Annotated in this window: 20 protein-coding genes; 7 read left to right on the plus strand and 13 right to left on the minus strand. The window is 67.9% G+C overall.

Annotation, left to right across the window (positions count from 1 at the left end):
* Positions 1 to 28 precede the first annotated feature (28 nt).
* From U9J39_RS16230 to U9J39_RS16245, 4 genes are all read right to left on the minus strand, one after another.
* Positions 29 to 913 carry a 3-keto-5-aminohexanoate cleavage protein gene (locus U9J39_RS16230; protein WP_115713106.1) on the minus strand — a complete coding sequence of 295 codons (885 nt, stop codon included), beginning with the start codon at positions 911 to 913 and terminating at the stop codon, positions 29 to 31.
* A 37-nt stretch (positions 914 to 950) separates the two neighbouring features.
* Positions 951 to 1,700, minus strand: a complete 750-nt coding sequence (locus U9J39_RS16235) for an SDR family NAD(P)-dependent oxidoreductase (RefSeq protein ID WP_115713105.1) — start codon at positions 1,698 to 1,700, stop codon at positions 951 to 953.
* Positions 1,701 to 1,742: 42 nt separating this feature from the next.
* Positions 1,743 to 2,681 (minus strand): dioxygenase family protein, encoded by a 939-nt coding sequence (locus tag U9J39_RS16240; protein WP_442784899.1) that lies wholly within the window; start codon positions 2,679 to 2,681, stop codon positions 1,743 to 1,745.
* Between the two features lie 214 nt (positions 2,682 to 2,895).
* On the minus strand, positions 2,896 to 3,819 hold the full coding sequence (locus U9J39_RS16245) for a LysR family transcriptional regulator (protein WP_116314532.1): 924 nt from the start codon (positions 3,817 to 3,819) through the stop codon (positions 2,896 to 2,898).
* 102 nt (positions 3,820 to 3,921) lie between these two features.
* Here U9J39_RS16245 and U9J39_RS16250 point away from each other — a divergent pair, with 102 nt between their 5' ends.
* The 3 genes from U9J39_RS16250 to U9J39_RS16260 all read left to right on the plus strand — a co-directional run bounded on the left by U9J39_RS16250 (position 3,922) and on the right by U9J39_RS16260 (position 6,436).
* Positions 3,922 to 4,860 carry a 2-hydroxyacid dehydrogenase gene (locus tag U9J39_RS16250; RefSeq protein ID WP_326347525.1) on the plus strand — a complete coding sequence of 313 codons (939 nt, stop codon included), beginning with the start codon at positions 3,922 to 3,924 and terminating at the stop codon, positions 4,858 to 4,860.
* Positions 4,861 to 4,941: 81 nt separating this feature from the next.
* Positions 4,942 to 5,946 (plus strand): Bug family tripartite tricarboxylate transporter substrate binding protein, encoded by a 1,005-nt coding sequence (locus U9J39_RS16255; protein ID WP_116314534.1) that lies wholly within the window; start codon positions 4,942 to 4,944, stop codon positions 5,944 to 5,946.
* Positions 5,947 to 5,977: 31 nt separating this feature from the next.
* On the plus strand, positions 5,978 to 6,436 hold the full coding sequence (locus U9J39_RS16260; RefSeq protein WP_326347526.1) for a nuclear transport factor 2 family protein: 459 nt from the start codon (positions 5,978 to 5,980) through the stop codon (positions 6,434 to 6,436).
* 73 nt (positions 6,437 to 6,509) lie between these two features.
* Here the strand turns inward: U9J39_RS16260 and U9J39_RS16265 are convergent, their stop codons facing one another.
* The 3 genes from U9J39_RS16265 to ribA all read right to left on the minus strand — a co-directional run bounded on the left by U9J39_RS16265 (position 6,510) and on the right by ribA (position 9,109).
* Positions 6,510 to 7,880 (minus strand): serine hydrolase domain-containing protein, encoded by a 1,371-nt coding sequence (locus U9J39_RS16265; protein ID WP_326347527.1) that lies wholly within the window; start codon positions 7,878 to 7,880, stop codon positions 6,510 to 6,512.
* Positions 7,881 to 7,924: 44 nt separating this feature from the next.
* Complete coding sequence (locus U9J39_RS16270; protein ID WP_116314537.1) at positions 7,925 to 8,404, minus strand: MarR family winged helix-turn-helix transcriptional regulator; 480 nt, start codon at positions 8,402 to 8,404, stop codon at positions 7,925 to 7,927.
* Between the two features lie 108 nt (positions 8,405 to 8,512).
* On the minus strand, positions 8,513 to 9,109 hold the full coding sequence (gene ribA / locus U9J39_RS16275; protein WP_062802974.1) for a GTP cyclohydrolase II: 597 nt from the start codon (positions 9,107 to 9,109) through the stop codon (positions 8,513 to 8,515).
* A 263-nt stretch (positions 9,110 to 9,372) separates the two neighbouring features.
* Here ribA and U9J39_RS16280 point away from each other — a divergent pair, with 263 nt between their 5' ends.
* Positions 9,373 to 9,903 carry a riboflavin biosynthesis protein RibA gene (locus tag U9J39_RS16280; RefSeq protein ID WP_115682631.1) on the plus strand — a complete coding sequence of 177 codons (531 nt, stop codon included), beginning with the start codon at positions 9,373 to 9,375 and terminating at the stop codon, positions 9,901 to 9,903.
* Here the strand turns inward: U9J39_RS16280 and U9J39_RS16285 are convergent, their stop codons facing one another.
* Positions 9,904 to 10,374: an Lrp/AsnC family transcriptional regulator gene (locus U9J39_RS16285; RefSeq protein WP_326347528.1), complete on the minus strand. Its 471-nt coding sequence runs from the start codon at positions 10,372 to 10,374 to the stop codon at positions 9,904 to 9,906.
* A 151-nt stretch (positions 10,375 to 10,525) separates the two neighbouring features.
* Here U9J39_RS16285 and U9J39_RS16290 point away from each other — a divergent pair, with 151 nt between their 5' ends.
* Positions 10,526 to 10,867: an AsnC family transcriptional regulator gene (locus tag U9J39_RS16290; protein ID WP_116314538.1), complete on the plus strand. Its 342-nt coding sequence runs from the start codon at positions 10,526 to 10,528 to the stop codon at positions 10,865 to 10,867.
* A 16-nt stretch (positions 10,868 to 10,883) separates the two neighbouring features.
* Here U9J39_RS16290 and U9J39_RS16295 read toward each other — a convergent pair whose 3' ends face one another.
* The gene (locus U9J39_RS16295; protein WP_326347529.1) at positions 10,884 to 11,807 is read right to left on the minus strand and encodes a LysR family transcriptional regulator; all 924 of its coding nucleotides are present in this window, start codon (positions 11,805 to 11,807) and stop codon (positions 10,884 to 10,886) included.
* A 130-nt stretch (positions 11,808 to 11,937) separates the two neighbouring features.
* Between U9J39_RS16295 and metE the strand changes: the two genes are divergently transcribed.
* Positions 11,938 to 14,328: a 5-methyltetrahydropteroyltriglutamate--homocysteine S-methyltransferase gene (metE, locus tag U9J39_RS16300; RefSeq protein WP_326347530.1), complete on the plus strand. Its 2,391-nt coding sequence runs from the start codon at positions 11,938 to 11,940 to the stop codon at positions 14,326 to 14,328.
* Between the two features lie 92 nt (positions 14,329 to 14,420).
* Here the strand turns inward: metE and U9J39_RS16305 are convergent, their stop codons facing one another.
* From U9J39_RS16305 to U9J39_RS16320, 4 genes are all read right to left on the minus strand, one after another.
* Positions 14,421 to 15,833: a DUF1254 domain-containing protein gene (locus tag U9J39_RS16305; RefSeq protein ID WP_326347531.1), complete on the minus strand. Its 1,413-nt coding sequence runs from the start codon at positions 15,831 to 15,833 to the stop codon at positions 14,421 to 14,423.
* A 260-nt stretch (positions 15,834 to 16,093) separates the two neighbouring features.
* Positions 16,094 to 16,378: a muconolactone Delta-isomerase gene (gene catC / locus U9J39_RS16310; protein WP_115713092.1), complete on the minus strand. Its 285-nt coding sequence runs from the start codon at positions 16,376 to 16,378 to the stop codon at positions 16,094 to 16,096.
* Positions 16,379 to 16,425: 47 nt separating this feature from the next.
* Positions 16,426 to 16,722: a YciI family protein gene (locus U9J39_RS16315; protein WP_115713091.1), complete on the minus strand. Its 297-nt coding sequence runs from the start codon at positions 16,720 to 16,722 to the stop codon at positions 16,426 to 16,428.
* 98 nt (positions 16,723 to 16,820) lie between these two features.
* Positions 16,821 to 17,198, minus strand: a complete 378-nt coding sequence (locus U9J39_RS16320) for a short-chain fatty acid transporter (protein ID WP_115713090.1) — start codon at positions 17,196 to 17,198, stop codon at positions 16,821 to 16,823.
* Between the two features lie 293 nt (positions 17,199 to 17,491).
* Between U9J39_RS16320 and U9J39_RS16325 the strand changes: the two genes are divergently transcribed.
* A complete protein-coding gene (locus tag U9J39_RS16325; protein ID WP_116314543.1) occupies positions 17,492 to 19,189 on the plus strand; it encodes an MBL fold metallo-hydrolase in 1,698 nt (565 codons plus the stop codon).
* The last annotated feature ends 7 nt before the right edge of the window (positions 19,190 to 19,196 follow it).

Raw genomic sequence — 19,196 nt, forward strand, 5'->3', positions numbered from 1 at the left:
TTTGGTTGAAATCCAGTGCGGCGTTGCCTCAGGCCTCGCGCAGGCCCAGCGTGCGGCGCGCCTGCGCCGGCGAGGCCAGCTCGCCGCCGAGCGACCGCACAATATCGCGCGCCTTGGCGACCAGCGCGGCGTTATCGGGCGCGAGCACGCCCTTCTCCAGGTAGATGTTGTCTTCCAGGCCGACGCGCACATGGCCGCCGGCGAGCCACGCCTGCGCGACAATCGGAAATTCCGCGCGGCCGATGCCAAAGGCGGACCAGTGCGCGCCCGCGGGCAGCATGTTGCGGGCGTAGAAGATCGTCTCCGGCGTCGGTGCAAAGCCATACTTGACGCCCAGCACGAAGGTCCAGAGCCCGGGGCCGTCCAGCACCCCTTCGCGGATGAAGTCGAGGGCCATGTTGAGGTCGCCCGAATCGAAGATCTCCAGCTCCGGCATCACGCCGGCGCCGCGGATGATGTCCGCCATCTTGCGCACGTTGGCGGGCGTGTTGATGACCACGTCGGCGCCGGAATTCATGGTGTTCAGGTCGAGCGAGCATACGTCCGGCCGCAACGCGGCAATGTGCTCGACACGCTTGGACGGGTGCAGCAGCGTGGTCCCGGGCGCGGCCACGCGCGGCTCGTCCTCGCTCGGCACGAAGCGTCCGCCCGGCCCGGTGGTGAGATTGATGATCAGCTCGCGGTTGCGCTTGCGGATGCGGTCGATGACGTCGGCGTAATAGTCGAGCGACATCGACGGGCGTCCGGTCTCCGGGTCGCGCACGTGGATATGGGCGGCGGCGGCGCCCGCTTCGGCGGCCTCCAGCGCGGCATCGGCAATCTGTGCCGGCGTGACGGGCAGGCCGGGATGCTGTTCGGGGGTAACGATGTTGCCGGTCACCGCGCAGGTGATGATGGTCTTGCGTGCATGCATGGCGTGGTCAGTAGTTGCGTGATTGGCTCGGCTCGGCCTAGCCCAGCTGGCGGCCGCCATCGACGACGATGGTGGTGCCGGTGGCGAAGCGAAGTGAAGTGGCACAGGCGGCGATGGCATCGGCCACGTCTTGCGCCTGGCCGATGCGGCGCAGCGGCGTGGTCCGGGCGGCGCGCTCGTTGAAGCTGTCATCGCGCCCCGGCACGAAGCCGGTGTCGACCACGCCCGGAGAGACATTGAGCACGCGGATCGCCGGCGCCAGCGCGCGTCCCAGCGACATCGCCATGGCGTCCAGGCCGGCCTTGGCCGCGCAGTAGGCCACGTTGCTGCCCTGCCCGGTGCGGCCCGCGATGGAGCCGACATTGACCACCAGCCCGTCGCCGTTGGCGCGCAGCAACGGCGCGAAGGCGCGGATCGCGGCGAACTGGCCGCGCCAGTTGATGGCGAACAGCGCGTCGATCAGGGCGTCGTCCAGCGCGTCGAGGTCGGCATGCGGAATGGCGCGTGTAAAGCCCGCGCTGTTCACCAGGATATCGACGCGACCGTAGTGATGACTGGTTTCGTCGGCCAGCTTGCGCAGCGATGCGCTGTCACCGATCTCGGCCACCGCGGCCAGGTGGTTGCCGGCCGGCAGCGCGGCCGCGGCGCTGGCCGCCTTGTCGGCATCGCGGCCGGCCAGCACGATGCTGGCGCCCAGGCGCGCCAGCGTCTCGCCGGCCGCCAGGCCAATGCCACCGCTGCCGCCGAGGATCACGGCTACCTTGCCGGAAAGAGAAGAGGCGCTCATTGGTTTCGATGTGATTAGTCAGGGATGGGGCGAAAGCCCCGCTCAGTCGATGGGCGGCTTGGGAAAGGTCTGCTCGCCCGGCTCGAGGGTGAAATCGAACGCGAGCGTAAAGAATGGCGCCGGCACGCTGCCCCACGGGCTGTACCCGTGGTCGTGCCGCTGCAGCTGGCCGACGAGTTGCCGGTGCACGCCAAAGGTGACATCGGATTCCAGCTGGGCCGGTTCGTCGGCAAATACCTGCGTCACCAGCGTGCGGTAGCCCGGTGCCGCGACGATGAAATGGATATGCGCCGGCCGGTACGGATGGCGTCGCTGCGCGGCCAGCAGGGTGCCCACTGGGCCGTCGGTCGGCACCGGATAGCCTGCCGGGCGCACGGAGCGGAAATGGTAGTGACCGCCTTCATCGGCATGGAAGCAGCCGCGCAGGTTGCGGTCGGGCTGGGCCGGATCCTGGTTGTCGTACAGCCCCACCGGCGAAGCCTGCCAGACTTCGACCAGTGCGCCCGGCAGCGGCGTGCCGTCGGTAGCGCGCACCGTGCCGCTGACGAACAGCGGCAGGCCGGGCGCGTTGTCCTGCACCACGCAGTCGCCGCACGCATAGCGCGGCGCGTTGGCGCGGTAGAACGGACCCAGCAGCGCCCCGGGCGTGCGTCCGTGCCGCGTGCCGTTGTTCATCACGGTCACCAGGGTCGACAGCCCGAGCACGTCCGCGGCCAGCACGACTTCGTTGTGCGTGGCATGCGTGGCCTGACCCAGCCGGGCCACGAACTCGAGCGCCAACTCGAATTCCGCATCGGTCAGGCGCGCCTCCCGCAAGAAGGCATGCAGGTGCCTGACCAGCGCACCCATGACAAAGCGCAGGCGCGGATCGGGCGTATCCGCCATCGCGGCCTCGACGATGCGGGTCACCGACTGCTCGTCGTCGACCAGTGAAAGCGCGCCGTCCAGGGAGCGCTGCTCGTGTTCCAGGTATGTATCCACCTGCCCTCCTTTGCAAACGTTTGCAGTGGCTTGCATTATCGTCGCCGGCGAAATCCGGTCAAGCCGATTTCGCTGCGCAGCGCGCGCCGGATGGCGCGACAGCGTCGATTAGCTCAATAAATTCAAGGCGCTACGGAGCGAGGCTGGGACAAACCCGTAGGCGTGGCAAAGTGCGGAGATAGCAATCGGTTTGCGACCCGCTGCCAGCGGTTTGTCAAAGAGCAGCGGGAACAGGCTGTTGCGCCTGCCGTTCCAGGTATGCGGCCGCAAAGTCCGCGAAAACACGACACGCCGGGTTATGTGTCGCCTCTCGCCAGATCAGATGCAATTCGGCCCGCACGTCGTCGCGCCAGATCGGGCGAAACAGCACATGCGGAAAGTGAAGGTGGCGCGCAGACGCTGGCACCAGCGCCACGCCAAGGCCTGCGCGGACCAGTGCGATCACGCTGTGGGTCTGGCTCATCTGCTGGACGACACGCGGCGGCCGGGACGTGCCCGCCAGCACCGAGCCGATGAGGTCGTGAAAATACTTGCCCTCGGTAGCGGAGTACTGGATGAACGGCAAGCCCGCCAGATCTTTGCTTCCGATTTGCTCGCGCTGCGCCAGCGCGTGCCCCGCCGGCATTGCCAGTTGCAGCGGCTCGCTGACGGCCAGGCGCCATTGCAGTTCGGCGTCCATGTCAGCGATTGGCCGCATAAAGCCGAGGTCGATGGCGCCGGCTTGCAGCGCACTGACCTGCGCGACCGTGACCATTTCGTGCAGTGTCGCCTCGATTTCCGGCAGCGCCTCGCCTGCCTTGGCGATGAGGTTGGGCACGAGATCGTAGCCCGCCACCGCGGTAAAACCTATCCGCACCTTGCCGCTGACGCCTTTGTCGATCCGGCGCGCCGTGTCGACCGCGTGTCCCGCCAGCGCGAGCAGGCGCCGGGCGTCATCGAGCAGCGCCGCGCCGGCTGCGGTAAGCCGCACCGCGCGGCTATTGCGGTCGAACAGCCGCACGCCGAGCGTCTCCTCCAGCAGCCGGATCTGCCGGCTCAGCGGCGATTGGGTCATGAACAGCCTGGCGGCTGCACGGCCGAAATGCAGTTCTTCGCCCACGGCGATGAAGCAGCGCAACTGGTTGAGATCGGGAACCATGAATCATGCCAATTCTTGGATTGATCGTTGCAAATTATAGCTTAGACATGCATTGATCGCGTTCCTATACTCGGCCCATTCCAACCCGACCTCAGCTCGCCAGTGAAACGCGCCATTCTCCTGACCCAGCCGGTCGTGCCCAGCCTGGAAACCCGGCTGCAGGCCGACTACGAGATTCACCGCCTGTATGGCACCACCCCGCCAGACGCGTTGCTCGACGAGATCGGCCCGCGCATCGAGGCGGTCGTCACCGGCGGCTCGCTCGGCCTCAAGGAAGGCCAGATGCGCCGCCTGCCGGCCCTGAAGATCGTCGCGGTATCCGGCGTCGGCACCGATGCGGTGGACCTGCCTTATGCACGCGAGCGCGGCATCCACGTGACCACCACGCCCAACGTGCTGACCGCCGACGTTGCCGACCAGGCGCTCGGCTTGCTGATCGCCGTGTACCGCCGCCTGACGGAGGCCGAGCGCTATGTGCGCGCCGGCCAGTGGGGCAAGGCTCCGCTACCGCTGGCTCACCGCTTCAGCGGCAAACGTGTCGGCATCGTCGGCCTCGGCCGTGTGGGCCGGGCCATTGCCGCGCGCGCGGCGGCCTTCGACTGCCCGGTGTCGTACACCGACCTGCGCGCCTTCACCGACGTGCCTTACGCCTTTATGCCGGACATCGCCACGCTGGCGGCCAACTGCGACGCCCTGGTCCTGGCCGCGTCCGCCGATGGTGCAAAGCCGGTGGTGGACGCCGCCGTGCTCGAGGCGCTCGGCAAGCACGGCGTACTTGTCAATGTGGCGCGCGGCAGGCTGGTGGACGAACCGGAACTGGTGCGCGCGCTGGCATCCGGTCGTATCGCCGGCGCCGGGCTGGATGTGTTTGCCGATGAACCCGCCGTGCCCGCCGCCCTCCTGCAGATGGACAACGTCGTCGTCCAGCCCCATCGCGCCAGCGCCACGTGGGAAACCCGCGACGCGATGGGCGAGATCGTGCTGGCCAATCTCCGCGCCGGCCTGTCCGGTCAGCGCCCGCCGGACACAGTGCTGGCATAGGCCCGCCCGTCCTCGCCGACGGCCATCGCTTCATCGAACGGCGCCAGTCAAGAGCGCCACAGAAATTTCCCGGAGACACTCATGCCATACCGCGTTCCGTTCGCTCACTCCCTTTCACTGCTTGCACCAGGCTGGCTGGCCGTGGCGGCTGTCGTTGCCATCGCCCCCCAGCCAGCGCACGCCGGCGCTTATCCCGAGCGGCCCGTCACTATTGTCGTCCCCTTCCCCCCGGGCGGCGGCACCGACACCGGCGCACGGCTGATCGCGCAACGCCTGGCCGAGCTGTGGGGCCACGCCGTCATCGTCGAGAACAAGCCAGGCGCTGCGGGCCAGATCGGCAGCGCTTACGTGGCGCGGGCGAAGCCGGATGGCTACACCCTGCTGATGGGCAACATCGGTACGCATTCGATCAACCCTACGCTGTACAAGACGGTCCCCTACAACGCCGTCAAGGACTTCGCCCCGGTGTCGCTGGTGGCGGAACTGCCACTGGTCATGGTGACCGCCAGCGGTAATGCCGCCAACACCGTGCCGCTGGCCATCGCGGCGGGCAAGCGCGAGCCGGGCAAGGTCACGTACGGCAGCTCCGGCAGCGGCAGCTCGATGCATCTTGCCGGCGCCGTCTTTGCCCGGCAGGCCGGCGTCGACATGCTGCACGTGGCCTACAAGGGGGGCGGCCCGGCCGTGGCGGACGTGATGGCGGGGCACGTGAACTATGCCTTTGCGACGCTCTACGAAACCATGGGCCTCATCAAAGGCGGCAAGCTCAGGCCCGTAGCCGTGACCAGCGACAAGCGCGCGCCACTCATGCCCGACGTGCCGACCGTGGCGGAAGCCGGGCTACCCGGCTACGACTCGATCTCGTGGATAGGCCTGTTGGCACCCGCCGGCACGTCGCCGGCGATCGTCGGCAAGATTGCGCAGGACGTGCGCACCGCATTGGCCGATCCGAAAGTAAAGCAAACACTCGCCGATCAGGGTGCGGTGCCGTCTGGCAGCACGCCAGAGGCGTTTGCCTCCGTGATGGCACGGGATACCACGCGCTATGCCAGGGTTATCCGCGAGCAGGGCATCAAGGCGGAATGATCAGCACAGGCAAAATCGAAGAGGAAACACCATGATCGCACTGCTTTCCCGGACCCTGAGTACGCTGCTGCCGGCCCTCGTCGTGGCGACATCGCCAGCGCTGTACGCTCAGACATTGGACGCCTCAGAGGAGCTCGCCGCCGCCAACGAAAGGCTTCACGCCGCCATGCTCGCACCCAACCCGGCACAGCTCGACGCCTTGCTGCATGCGCAGCTGACTTACGGCCACTCGTCGGCCAAGGTCGATACCAAGGACAGCCTCGTGAAGGCGCTCCTCACTGGCACCTCGAAATTCACACGCATTGACTTCACAGACCGAAAGATCGACGTGGTCGGCGAGGTCGCAACCATCCGATATACGTTCGACGCCGATACCCATCCCGCTGGCAAGCCCCCCACCACCGTGCATCTGCAAGTATTGTCGGTGTGGCTGCATCAGCCGTCGGGCTGGCAATTGCTCGCCAGGCAGGCGGTGAACCAGCCCAGGTAAAAGGTCGAAGCCGGTGACGCAAGGCGCAGCCAGGACGGACATTCCGCATCCGGCCCCGCCTGGCCGCACCGCCCTACCGCGACAGCGCTTCCGCCACCGCGCTGAATGCCCGGAACGTGATCGCGTTGTTGGCGGCGTTGCCGGCCACCGGATGCGAGGCGTAGCGCACGATCGTCAGTTCGGCTTGCGGGTCGATGTAGATGCGCTGGCCGTGGATGCCGGCGGCCTGGAACATGCCGTGGCTGTCGTGCGAGACCCACCACATGTCGCGGTAGCTCCAGCCCGGCAACACCGCTGCGCTGCCGGACCTGGCAAACAGCTCGCGGCTGCCGCCGCGGCGGATATCGGCCACCACCGATGCCGGGATGATCTGCTTGCCGTTGAAGCGCCCGTTGGCGCGGATGGTCTCGCCAAAGCGCGCGAGATCGCGCAGGGTGGTGTTCAGCCCGCCGCCGCCGGATTCGGTGCCGATGCTGTCGACGGTGAAATACGCGTCCTGCTCGGCGCCCATCGGCTGCCAGATCCGCTCGGACAGCAGCTTCGCCAGCGACTGGCCCGAGGCGCGGCGCACGATCCACGCCAGCACCTCGGCATTGACGGTCTTGTAGGCAAACGCGGCATCGTGGCTGCCGTCCTTCTGCAGCGTCTTCAGGAAGTCATAGAAGGTGCCGGGGCCGTTGTAGTTGGCCGGGCGCGCCAGCATGCCGCCGGCGCGCGCGTAGTCCCAGACCTCGGCCCTGGGATCGGCATAGTCCTCGGAGTAGCGCACGCCGATGGTCATGTCCATCACCTGACGCACCGTGGCATCGCCATACGCGGTACCGGCCATCTCCGGCAGGTAGCGCGTCACCGGCGCGGCCGGGTCTAGCTTGCCTTCCGCCGCCAGCATGGCGGCGAGCGTGCCGACGAACGACTTGGTCACCGACATCGCGATATGCGGCGTATGGCTGTCGAGCGCGCCGAAATAGCGCTCGTAGATGACCTTGCCCTGGTGCATCACCAGGATGCCGTCGGTATAGGTCAGCGCCAGCATCTCGTCGAAGGTGCGGCGGGTACCGTCGGCATCGGTGAACGGGATCGCGCCGATGGCCTGCTCAGCGCGCGGCAGCGTGCTGGCCGGGCCGGGTCCGCGCCATACCGATGCAGTCGGCCCCAGTTCGCGCACATGCGAAAACAGCCAGCGGTTGCGCGGAAACCGGTTGCCCCCCGGCACATGGGTGATGAGCTTGTCCGGCGGCGGCGGAAAGCCCTGCATCCAGCCCATGAGGTTCGGATCGGTGGCCAGCGCCGCCGCCACCGTCGTCGCCGGTACGGCGGCCGGAGGCGCTGCGCTGGCCGCGCTGGCGGCGGGCTGGCTCCACGCCGGCAGGCTTGCCGCGAACAGTGCCACGCCGGCCAGGCGGCACCATGGCCGCGGGGAATTGCGATGAGGCTTCAACGACATGCTGTCTCCTTGCATTTTTTTGGTCAGGGATCGCCGCCCTCGCCTCAGTCCACCGATGCCTGCGCGCCTTGCTGATGTGCGATCAGGGCCCTGGTGAGCTTGTCGATGCATAGATCCAGCGTCTTGACTTCGGCCTCGGTCAGCACCGACAGGAACATCTTCTCCAGCACGTCGCCACGCTGGTAGGTCTGCGCCACCAGGGCTTCGCCGGCCGGCGTCAGGTAAAGGTTCAGCTGCCGGGCATCGGCTTCGCCCACTTCACGACGCAGCAGGCCGCGCTTTGCCAGCGCGGTGACCAGCTTCGACGTCACCGTCTTTTCCAGCAGCACCAGTTCCATCAGCCGTGTCAGCGTCAAGCCCGGTTCCAGCCCGGCGAAACGGAGCACACGCAGTTCGCGCAGGCCGATGCCGAATTCCCGCTCGTAGAAGCCGGAGGCCGACTGTCTGGTCATGTCGCAGAGCCGGTTCAGGCGGAACGACATGAATTCGAGGATCGAATGGGTGGGGCTGGTTGCGTCGGGCATGGGGGCAATAGGCGGGGGCGGCCAAATGATTCTATGGGCAATAGTTTCCATTGGCAACTATATGAGCCAATAAATGCCCCTGCCGGGGCAACACGCGCGCAAGCGCGTTCAGTCGAGCAGATGTCCCATCCGCGTACGCTTGGTCGCCAGGTATTTCTCGTTTTCGGCGTTGGACGGCACGATGTGGCGCAGTTGCTCCGAGACGGTGATGCCGGCCTTCTCGAGCGCGGCTGCCTTCAGCGGGTTGTTGCTCATCAGGCGCACGGACTTGACGCCCCACTGGTGCAGCAGGTCGGCGGCAAAGGCATAGTTGCGGGCGTCGATGGCCTGGCCCAGGGCCAGGTTGGCGTCGACGGTGTCGAGGCCGCCGTCTTGCAGGCGGTAGGCCCGGATCTTTTCCGCCAGGCCGATGCCACGCCCTTCGTGGCCGCGCAGGTACAGCAGGATGCCGCGGCCCTCGGCGGCGATCTTTTCCATCGCGAGTTCGAGTTGCGGCCCGCAATCGCAGCGGCAGGAGCCAAACACGTCACCGGTAAGGCATTCGGAATGCATGCGGATCAGCACGTTGTCGCCCGCCACATCGCCCACGCTGAGGGCCAGGTGCTCGATGCCTGAATCGGCGCCCTTGAAGGCGTGCGCCGTGAAGTCGCCGAATCGCGTCGGCAGGCGCGCCGAGTCGATCAGCTCAATTTCTGTGTCGTTCATACCGGAATTCTTGGTCAAAAGGCGGGGGCGCAGCCCGGCACCGCCGACATTATGAGCGGAATCGGACATTCGCGCTGGAAATCCCCCGCCGGGCCTGGCTGCATGGGTGGTCGGCCAATTCCTACAAGCGCAAGCGCCGTCGACTTATGCAGCCGCTTCAAACGGGTCTCTAGACTCGGTTTACAGGACATGGGTCGTCCCCGGCGGGCACGGAAACAATGCGCAGCACCCGCCTCGCGGCACGGCCGCAGCAGGAGTTCGCCATGACAGCCAATCCATTGAGTGCCGAGGCCGCAGGCACCAAGCTCGCCGCATTGTTCGACACCAAGCTCGCGGCCAGCAGCGCCGCCGAGCGCGTTTGCTACGAGGCGCACCTGAAGCGGGGCCAAGTGCGGCTGGTGCACCCGTACGAGGCCCATTTCGGCCGCAAGCTCGAGCCCGAAAACGACGGCATCGTCCACACCGCGGTGCGCTCGCACCTGATCATGGCCGCGTTGGGCGCCATTGTCGGCCTCGCCGTGGTCGGCATCCTGCACCGGCAGGAAGTCGACGCGGTGATGCAGAGCCCGGGGCTGGCGGCCGGCGCCGCGATCTTCCTGGGAGTGATGTTCGGCATGCTGCTGGCGGGCCTGATGACCGCGCGGCCGGACCACCAGCTGGTGATCACGCCGGTACGCGAGGCCGTCCAGCATGGCCGCTGGGCGGTGCTGGTGCACCCCACCACGCCGCAGCAATGCAACGAGGCCCTGCGCGCGCTGCGCAACACCACCAGCGAAGTGCTCAGGACCGCCTGATCACGGCTCGACCGAGGTCTCGCGCTTGAGCGTGCGCAGCACGAAGGTCGAGTGGCTGTGGCGCAGCCCGGGCAGCTTGTACAGCTTGTGCCGCAGGAATTCCTCATAGCCCTGCGTGCCGGCCACCGCCACCTTGATCAGGTAGTCGTATTCGCCGGTCAGCAGGTAGGCCTCCATCACCTCCGGCAGTTCCGCCAGCGCCTTGCCGAAGCGGTACAGCATGTCGTCGTCGTGCCGCTCCAGCGTGACTTCGATCAGCACGGTATCGGGCAAGCCCAGCGCCTTCTGGTTCAGCAGCGCGGCGTAGCCCTCGATGACCCCACTTTCTTCCAGCGCGCGCACGCGGTTCCAGCACGGCGTGGCCGACAGGCCCACCTGCTCCGCCAGCCGCGCATTGGACAGGCGGCCGTCGCGCCGCAGTTCGCGCAGGATGCGGCGGTCGATGTCGTCGAGTTTGGGTGACTGTGCCATCAAGCACCATCCATTAGGAATAATCTTCCGCAGATTCTAGCAAATTAAGATGTATCAACTGACATTTGCCCGGATATGAAGAAAATCAGAAAGCCAATTCTTCGGCACCGCTGGTAAATTACCTGCATAGATCGACTGCCGGAAACGACACATGCCAGCCTCCCGCCCTCTCCCCACCCTGCGCCTGTCGCTGCGACTTGCCCCTGCCGACCTGTTCGGCGCCATGGAATGGGTGCTGGCCAATGCGCGCCGTACCGGACTGGCGCCGCAGCAGCTGAGCTTTGACGCCGCCCCGCAGGCCGTGATGCATGCCACGCTGACGGCAGATGATGCCGGCCTGCTGTGGCTGTTCCTGCGCCGCCTCGATAACGGCTTCGACGTGGAGTTGCTGGTGGCGGACGTCGAGGATCCGGACCATGACACGGTGGCGGAACCGGCGCCGCGCGCCGCCACTAGTCGCGACCGGCCCGCCGAACTGATGTTGACGGCTTGAATCGATCCGGGCGCCGCTACGCCGCCGGCGCCAGCAGCTCGATGCCGTCGAGTTGCGCCGCGCAGGTATCGCGCACGATCGCGACAAAATCCGCCACATAGGGCCGCCGCGCCATCGCCGTCGGCACGGTCGCATACAGTTCGCTCCATAGCCCCCTGGCGCCGATGCGCTTGGCCAGCACGTAGTCATGGTCGACGTAGTTCTTGACGCCCCAGTTGGGCAGCGCCGCCACGCCGCGGCGGCTCGCCACCAGTTGCAGCACCGCCACCGTCAGTTCGGCGGTGCGCCGCTCCAGGTGGATGCCGGCGGGTTCCAGCACCTCGCGGATCAGGTCGATGCGTGACTCGGGCACCGGGTAGGTAATCAGGGTTTCGCCGGCAAGATCCGCGGCTTCGATGCGGCGCTTGTTGCGCAGGCGGTGTTCGTTGGCGATCACCGCCAGGCTTTCAAAGCGGAACAGCGGCGCCACCTCCAGCCCGCGCCGCGCGGCCGGCTGCGAGCCGATCACCATGTCGGCGCGGCCGTTGCGCAGCAGCGCGATCGGATCGGCATGGAAGCCCGCGACCAGGTCCACTTCCACTTCGGGCCAGCGCCGGCGGAACTCGTCCATCACCGGCATCAGCCAGTCAAAGCACGTATGGCATTCCAGCACCACGCGCAGCTCGCCGCGGGTGTCGCCCTTGAGCCGTTCGATATCGCGCTCCGCCGCGCTGACCGCGGCCAGCACCTCGCGCGCCAGCGCCAGCAGGCGCTCGCCCGCCGGCGTAAAGCGCAGGCCCTGGCGCGTGCGGTCGAACAGCGGCAAGCCGTAGTGCGATTCGATCGCCTTGATCTGGTGCGACAGCGCTGACTGGCTGACATGCACGCGCTCGGCCGCGGTGGCCAGCTTGCCGGACTCGGCAATGGCAACCAGCGAACGCAAATGGCGGACTTCGATCATGCACGGCTCCCGCGTCGCCGTCGTTTGGTCCTGATATGAAATCGATTCATATATTGTTTAAAACTTGTCGCTTGATTCATTTTATGGGCAAACCGACACTGTGCGCCAGACTTCTACCGGAGCAACATCGATGGCACGCACCCATATCCTCGGCTTTCCCCGCATCGGCGAACGCCGTGAACTGAAATTCGCCCAGGAAGCGTTCTGGCGCGGCGAACGCTCGGAGGCCGAGCTGCGCACGGTGGCCGCCGAACTGCGCCGCCGCCACTGGCAGTTGCAGGCCGAGCGCGGCCTGGACACCGTCGCCACCGGCGACTTTGCCTGGTACGACCAGATGCTGAGCCTGACCGCGCTGCTGGGCGCGCTGCCGCGCCGCTTCGGCTTCGTTCCGGCGCAACTGACGCTGGCGCAGTATTTCGAGCTGGCCCGCGGCAACCGCGAGCAGCCGGCCATGGAAATGACCAAGTGGTTCGACACCAACTACCACTACCTGGTCCCGGAGCTGGACGCCGACACCACCTTCGACGGCGGACCACAATGGTTCTTCGAGGAAACCGATGAAGCGCTGGCGCTCGGGCTGCGCGCCCGCCCCGCGCTGATCGGCCCCGTGACCTACCTGTGGCTGTCGAAAAGCCATGTGCCCGGCTTCGACCGGCTGTCGCTGCTGCCGCGCCTGCTGCAGGCCTATCGCCGCATCCTGGGCCAGCTCAAGGCACGCGGCATCGAATGGGTGCAGATCGACGAGCCGGCGCTGTGCCTGGACCTGGAACCGGCCTGGCTCGATGCCTTCGACACGGCCTATGCCGCGCTGCATGAGGGTGGCCCGACGGCGCGCCCGAAGCTGCTGCTGGCGACTTACTTCGACACCGCCGCCGACCATGCGCAGCGCGCGGCCGCGCTGCCGGTCGACGGCTTCCATATCGACCTGGTGCGCGCCCCCGCGCAACTGGCGGCATGGCAGGCCGTGCTGCCCGCGCATGCGGTGCTGTCGCTGGGCGTGATCGACGGCCGCAATATCTGGCGCACAGACCTGCGCCGCGTGCTGGACCTGCTGCGCCCGCTGCACGGCGCGCTGGGCGAGCGCCTGTGGCTGGCGCCGTCGTGCTCGCTGCTGCATGTGCCCGTGTCGCTGGCGCAGGAAGCGCGGCTCGATGCCGAGCTGAAGTCGTGGCTCGCCTTCGCCACCGAAAAGCTGGACGAACTGTCGGTGCTGGCCTGCGCGCTGAACCAGGGCGACGGGGCCGTCGCCGACGCCCTGGCCGCCTCGGACGCGGCGCAGGCGTCGCGCCGGGCCTCGCGGCGCGTGGTCAATGCGCGCGTGCAGCAGCGCCTGGCTGGCGTGGATGATGCGATGGCGCACCGCGCCAGTCCCTTCGCCGAGCGCATCGAACGCCAGCGCAAGGCACTTGCGCTGCCGCTGCTGCCGACCACCACCATCGGCTCGTTCCCGCAGACCGCCGCGATCCGCCAGACCCGTGCGGCATTCAAGCGCGGCGAGATCGGCGCGCTGGAATACCTCGAGCGCATCCGCGCCGAGATCGCGCTGGCGGTGCGCAAGCAGGAAGCGCTGGGGCTGGACGTGCTGGTGCACGGCGAGGCCGAGCGCAACGACATGGTCGAATACTTCGGCGAGCAGTTGTGCGGCTATGGCTTCACCGAGAACGGCTGGGTGCAGAGCTACGGCTCGCGCTGCGTCAAGCCGCCGGTGATCTACGGCGACGTGTACCGCCCGGAACCGATGACGGTCGACACCGCCCGCTACGCCCAGTCGCTGACCGAGCGGCCGATGAAGGGCATGCTGACCGGTCCCATCACCATGCTGCAATGGTCCTTCGTGCGCGACGACCAGCCGCGCGCCACCACCGCGCGCCAGCTCGCATTGGCGATCCGCGACGAGGTCTGCGATCTCGAGCAGGCCGGCATCCGCGTGATCCAGATCGATGAACCGGCGCTGCGCGAAGGGCTGCCGCTGCGCCGCGCCGACTGGGACGCCTACCTGGACTGGGCCGTGACCGCGTTCCGCCTGTCGGCCAGCGGCGTGCGGGACCAGACCCAGATCCACACGCATATGTGCTATGCCGAATTCAACGACATCCTGCCCGCGATCGCGGCGATGGACGCCGACGTGATCACCATCGAGACCTCGCGCTCGGCGATGGAGCTGCTGGAAGGCTTTGGCGACTTCGACTATCCCAACGAGATCGGTCCGGGCGTCTATGACATCCACTCGCCGCGCGTGCCGTCGGTGCAGGCGATGGAACGGCTGCTGGACCGCGCCTGCGAAGTGGTGCCGCCGCAAAGGCTGTGGGTCAACCCTGATTGCGGGCTGAAGACGCGGGGCTGGGAGGAAACCGAAGCGGCGCTGGCCAACATGGTCAGCGCGGCCCGCGCCTTGCGCCAGCGCCTGTCGGCGCCGGAAATCGCGGCGTGGAAGCGCGTCGAGCGCACTGCCGCAGCCGGGACCGCTCCGGTTCCGCATACGGCCAGCACCTGCACTGCCTGCGCCACGCACGCACACTGACCGCCAGCCGCCCGCAGAACACCGCGGCGTAAAAAAACAGGCCGCATGCCCGTCGGGGCATGCGGCCTGTTTGCCTGCCGGCGTCCGGCGGATCAGTTCACGCGCATCACCGGCGGCGGCATCCAGCTGCCGTCCAGCAGCGCCTGTTCCGGCCAGTACGCGCGCAGCATCATGTTCAGGCCATCGGGCGGCGCCGGCAGCCAGTTGGCGGCTCGTGCGCCGGCCGGGCGCTCATGCTGGATGTAGATGTCGAGCGAGCCGTCGCGGTTGTAGCGCAGGCGGTCGCGGCTGCCGATGGCATAGCGCTGGATCGGGTTCGGCACAAAGGCCTGGCGCTCGTTGTACAGCGTCAGCGACCAGAACGCGCGCGCCGGAGGCAGCTGGTCCTTGTCGAAGTGCAGCACGTAGCGGGCCCCGCCCTGCAGCGGCTTGCCGTTGGCATCGGTGCGGGTGGAGGCGTAGATCGCGTCCTCCGGCAGGTTGGCACCCAGGCCCACCCACGCCGTGACCGCACGGCGGCCATAGCTGGTGCCGTAGGTGCCCAGGTCGCGATGCATGACCCAGCCATTGCCGGCATCGGCGTTGCCCTTGCGCGCCGCCTGCTCGATCGCCGCCAGCGCGGCCGTGGCCCCTTCCTGCACCGCCCGCGCGGTGGACGGCTCCATCACCGTGGTCTTGAACGGCACGCCCGGGCGGATGCCCATGCGGCGCATTTTCTCGACCATGGTGCTGTCGGCCGGCGCCGGCGGGTTGGCCGGCAGCAGCGCGGCGAAACGCGTGAAGAACGCCTGCGCGTCCATGGCCGCCACCTGCTCGACCGGGGCGCTGTCGGGGTCCAGCGCGGGCCGTGCGGCGGCCTTGTCCGGCACGCGGCGGCCGCCACCCCAGGCCGACAGCGGTGTCAGGCGGTACTGGTCCTGCAGCCGGTGCACCGCCGCGAAATCCTGCTTGCCGCTGGCCTGGGTGCGGCCGATCAGCCAGACCATCGACGTGGGCGAGCGGATCTCCTGCACGCCCCTGGGCAGCGTGCCGCGCCAGTCCGGACCGGTGATGGCGAAATTGCCGCGACGGGTGCCGGTGGTGCGCTTGCCAGGTGCGGCGAACACATTGGTCCAGGCATCCATCAGTGGCATCAGGTAATAGCGCCCGCGCGTATCCGGCACTGACAGGATCACCGGCTCGCGCGACAGGTCCAGCCACGCCGACGAGTACAGCGTGTCGGCATTGGGGCTGACCACATCGGTGAAGGTGGCGTCCGGGAAGGTGCGCTTATGGCTGAAGGTGTTGGGGGGCGTGCGCAGCGTCATCAACTCGCGCGTCACGTCCATCAGCACCATCGGATAGGCAAAGGTGAAGACCTCGGCGGACAAGGCCTTCATGGCCTGGTCGGAGGGCGGCTGCTCGGCCGCCGCCGGGTTGCCGGCATAGTCTGGCCCGGTGGCGCAGCCGGACAGCATGACGGCGAGCGTGACCGCGCCCGCCAATTGACGAAAGTTAGGCTTCATTACCCCGATTCCCAAAAGTTCTTGTGCGCTCAGCGGGCATTTCGGCTATGGCTGCCAGCATGTCGTCCCGGAGGCGCATCTGTCGGTCGCATCTTGTCCGCGTGCTACGACCCTGTCAATGACTCGGATGCGGGGATCCGAGACCGGGCGCACCAACGGCAGGACACTACGGAAAAGGGGTGCATGATAAGCCACGCGGCCTGGCTACGGAAAGGGCCGGCACGGCCGCTGCTCAGCGGGCGGTGTTGCGGGTCGGCGGCTCAGTTCTGCGCGATGGCGGAGCCGTGCCGGGCCAGTGGCGTGACCTTGATCTCCATGTACGGGTACAGCGGCAGCGCGATCAGCAAGGTGTGCAGTTCATCGTTGTCGCTGACGTCGAAGATGCTGACGTTGGCGTACTGGCCCACCACGCGCCACAGGTGGCGCCACTTGCCTTCGCGCTGCAGGCGCTGCGACATGGCCTTTTCATCGGCCTTGAGCTGCTCGACCAATTGCGGGTCGAGCGATGCGGGAATCCTGACGGTCATTTCGGCCATGAACAGCATGGAGTCTCCGGGTGTTGGGTGGCGGTGGGCAGCGTGCGCGGCCCGGTTCAGAGGCGGCAGGTGCCGTCGAGATAGGCCTTGCGCCAGCGCACGATGCGCACCTCGGCAAACAGGCCCGCCGCGGCGAACGGGTCGGCGTCGATAAAACGCTGCGCGGCCTCGCGGCTGTCGACATCGACGATATAGACGCCGCCGCCGGCGTCGGAGCCGTCATCGTTGAGCTTGGCGCCGCAGGCCAGCAGCAGCGCCTTGTTGGCTTCCAGGTAGTCCAGGTGGCTGGCGCGGGTGGCCTGGCGCACGTGCTGGTGGTCAGGCTTGTCTACGGTTTCGATCAGGTACGGCATGCGGTTCTCCTGTCAGCCTTGCGGCCGGGCGTCAAAGTCAGGCAATGTGCGCGCCCCACATCAGCGTCGCAGCGATATAGGTGGCGCGTAGCCGCGGCTCAGTACCGCATCTGGACATCGTCGACCTTGCCGGTGCGCGCGTTGTACAGGCAGGCGTAGTGGAAGCCGATCGCGGACGAGCTGTCGTCCGGTTCGAACACGCCTTCGCCGTTGACCGAGGTCTGCGCGTTGGGACGCTGGTAATACTGCTCGCGGTCGGCCATCAGCATGACGCTGCCGGGTTGCGGATAACGGCGCTGGAGCGCTTCCGCCACCGCCGGCTCGCAGGCCGCGGATGCCGCCCGGGACATGGCCTGGGGATCGACGGTGATGCGGGTAGTGGGTGGCGGCACCGGGCGCGGAGCCAGCTGCGGCGGCGTCTCGCAGGCCGCCACCAGGCACGCAACCGTCAGGCACAGGTAAGAAGCTCGGATCACGCGGACCTCCTCCGATGGGAGCGCCGGCGGTGGCGCTCCGGAAAGTGAAGCGGAGCTATCAGGTTACTGCCTGTGGCCGGAAAAGCCAAAGCCGGCCCGCGCCCGCCCTGCGGCTCGGAGCACCGCGGCAGCGGCCGGTGCGCCGGGATTCCCCGGACTTTCGAATCCGCGAACGCGGCTAAACTAGCGCACGCGGCCGCGCCCTGCCTGGCCTGCCTGGCCTGCCTGGCCTGCCTGGCCTGCCTGGCCTGCCTTGCCCGGCGCGCCGCGCATACAAACCACGATGCCGACCAATGACAACCACAGAGACAAACGGCAACCGCCCTGCCCATCCCGCCCCGCTGCTGCGCACGGCCGCCAGCCTGCTGGTGGTGCGCGACGCGCCCGCCGGCATGGAAGTGCTGCTGGTGCGCCGCGTCGAACGCGCCAACGACCGCAGCAGCGGCGCCTATGTTTTCCCCGGCGGCACCCTCGATGCGCAAGACCGGCACCTGCACGCGCACGCCCACGGCCTGGATGACGCGCTCGCCAGCGAGCGCCTGGGCCTGCCGGCCAGCGGCCTGGACTTCTACCTCGCCGCGGTGCGCGAATGCTTCGAAGAGGCGGGCCTGCTGTTCGCCTGCGATCATCAGGGGCGACTGCGGGGGCCGCATGAGCTGGACACTGCCCAGCAGGCGCTGCTGCGCGAGGCCGTGCAACGCGGCGGCCCCGGACTGGCCCACGCCTGCGAGCAGCTGGGCCTGCGCCTGGCGGCGGACCGGCTGGCCTATCACAGCTACTGGCTGACGCCGCCCGGCCTGCCCAAGCGCTTCGACACCCGCTTCTTTGTCGCCATCGCTCCGGAGGGCCAGCTGGCCGTGCCCGACGGCACCGAGATCGTCGAGCACCGCTGGGTGCGCCCGGCCGACGCCGCCGACCCGGCCAGCGGCCTGCCGATGATGCATGTCACGCGCCGCACGCTAAGTTCGATCGCGCAGTTCGAGACCGCCGCGGCCTGCTTTGCGTATTTCTCGCAGTTGCGCGGCATCGCCTGCATCATGCCGCGGCTTGCCACCGGCGCGGCGGGCGTGCGCCCGGTGATGCCGAACGAGCCCTGCTACGCCGAGATCGGCCGCATCGATCCCGACGGCAAGGTGCACGGCCGCTACGAACTGGCACCCGGCGTGCCGGTGCAGTTGTCGCAGCGGGTATGGCGCGTCACGGCCAACAACGGCAGCGTGATGACGGGCCCGGGCACCAACACCTACCTGGTCGGCGGCGGTGCGCGCAACGAATGGGCGGTGATCGATCCGGGCCCGGACGATGGCGAGCATGTGCGCGCGATCCTGGAAGCGGCGCCCGGCCCGATCCGCTGGATCCTGGCAACGCATACGCACCTGGACCATTCGCCCGCGGCGGCGGCATTGCAGGCCGCCACCGGCGCCACCGTGATGGGACGCGCGGCCCCCGCCGGCCCCTGGCAGGACGCCACCTTCGCGCCGCAGCGCGAACTGGTGCACGGCGAGCGCCTGGCCTTGTCCGAAGATTGCACGCTGCGGGTCTGCCACACCCCCGGCCATGCGTCCAACCACCTCTGCTACCTGCTCGAGGAAGAAAAGACGCTCTTCACCGGCGATCACGTGATGCAGGGATCGACGGTGGTGATCGGCCCGCCCGATGGCGACATGCGCGCCTACCTCGACTCGCTCGCCACGCTCCAGGAAGAAGACCTGGAGTGGCTGGCGCCGGGACATGGTTTCCTGATCGCGCGCCCGCAGGATGCCATCCGCATCCTGGTGCGGCACCGCCTGCAGCGCGAGGCCAAGGTCGCCGGCGCGCTGCGCGAACTTGGCCCGGCCGCGCTCGGCGAACTGGTGCTGCGCGTCTATGACGATGTGCCGGCGCGCATGCATCCGGTGGCGCAGCGCTCGCTGCTGGCGCACCTGATCAAGCTGCGCGACGAAGGCAAGGCGCGCGAGGCGGATGGCGTCTGGTCGGAAGCCGCAGGCTGACGCCGAC

This window comes from Cupriavidus sp. SS-3, assembly GCF_035818815.1.
GTDB classification, from domain to species: Bacteria; Pseudomonadota; Gammaproteobacteria; order Burkholderiales; family Burkholderiaceae; genus Cupriavidus; species Cupriavidus taiwanensis_C.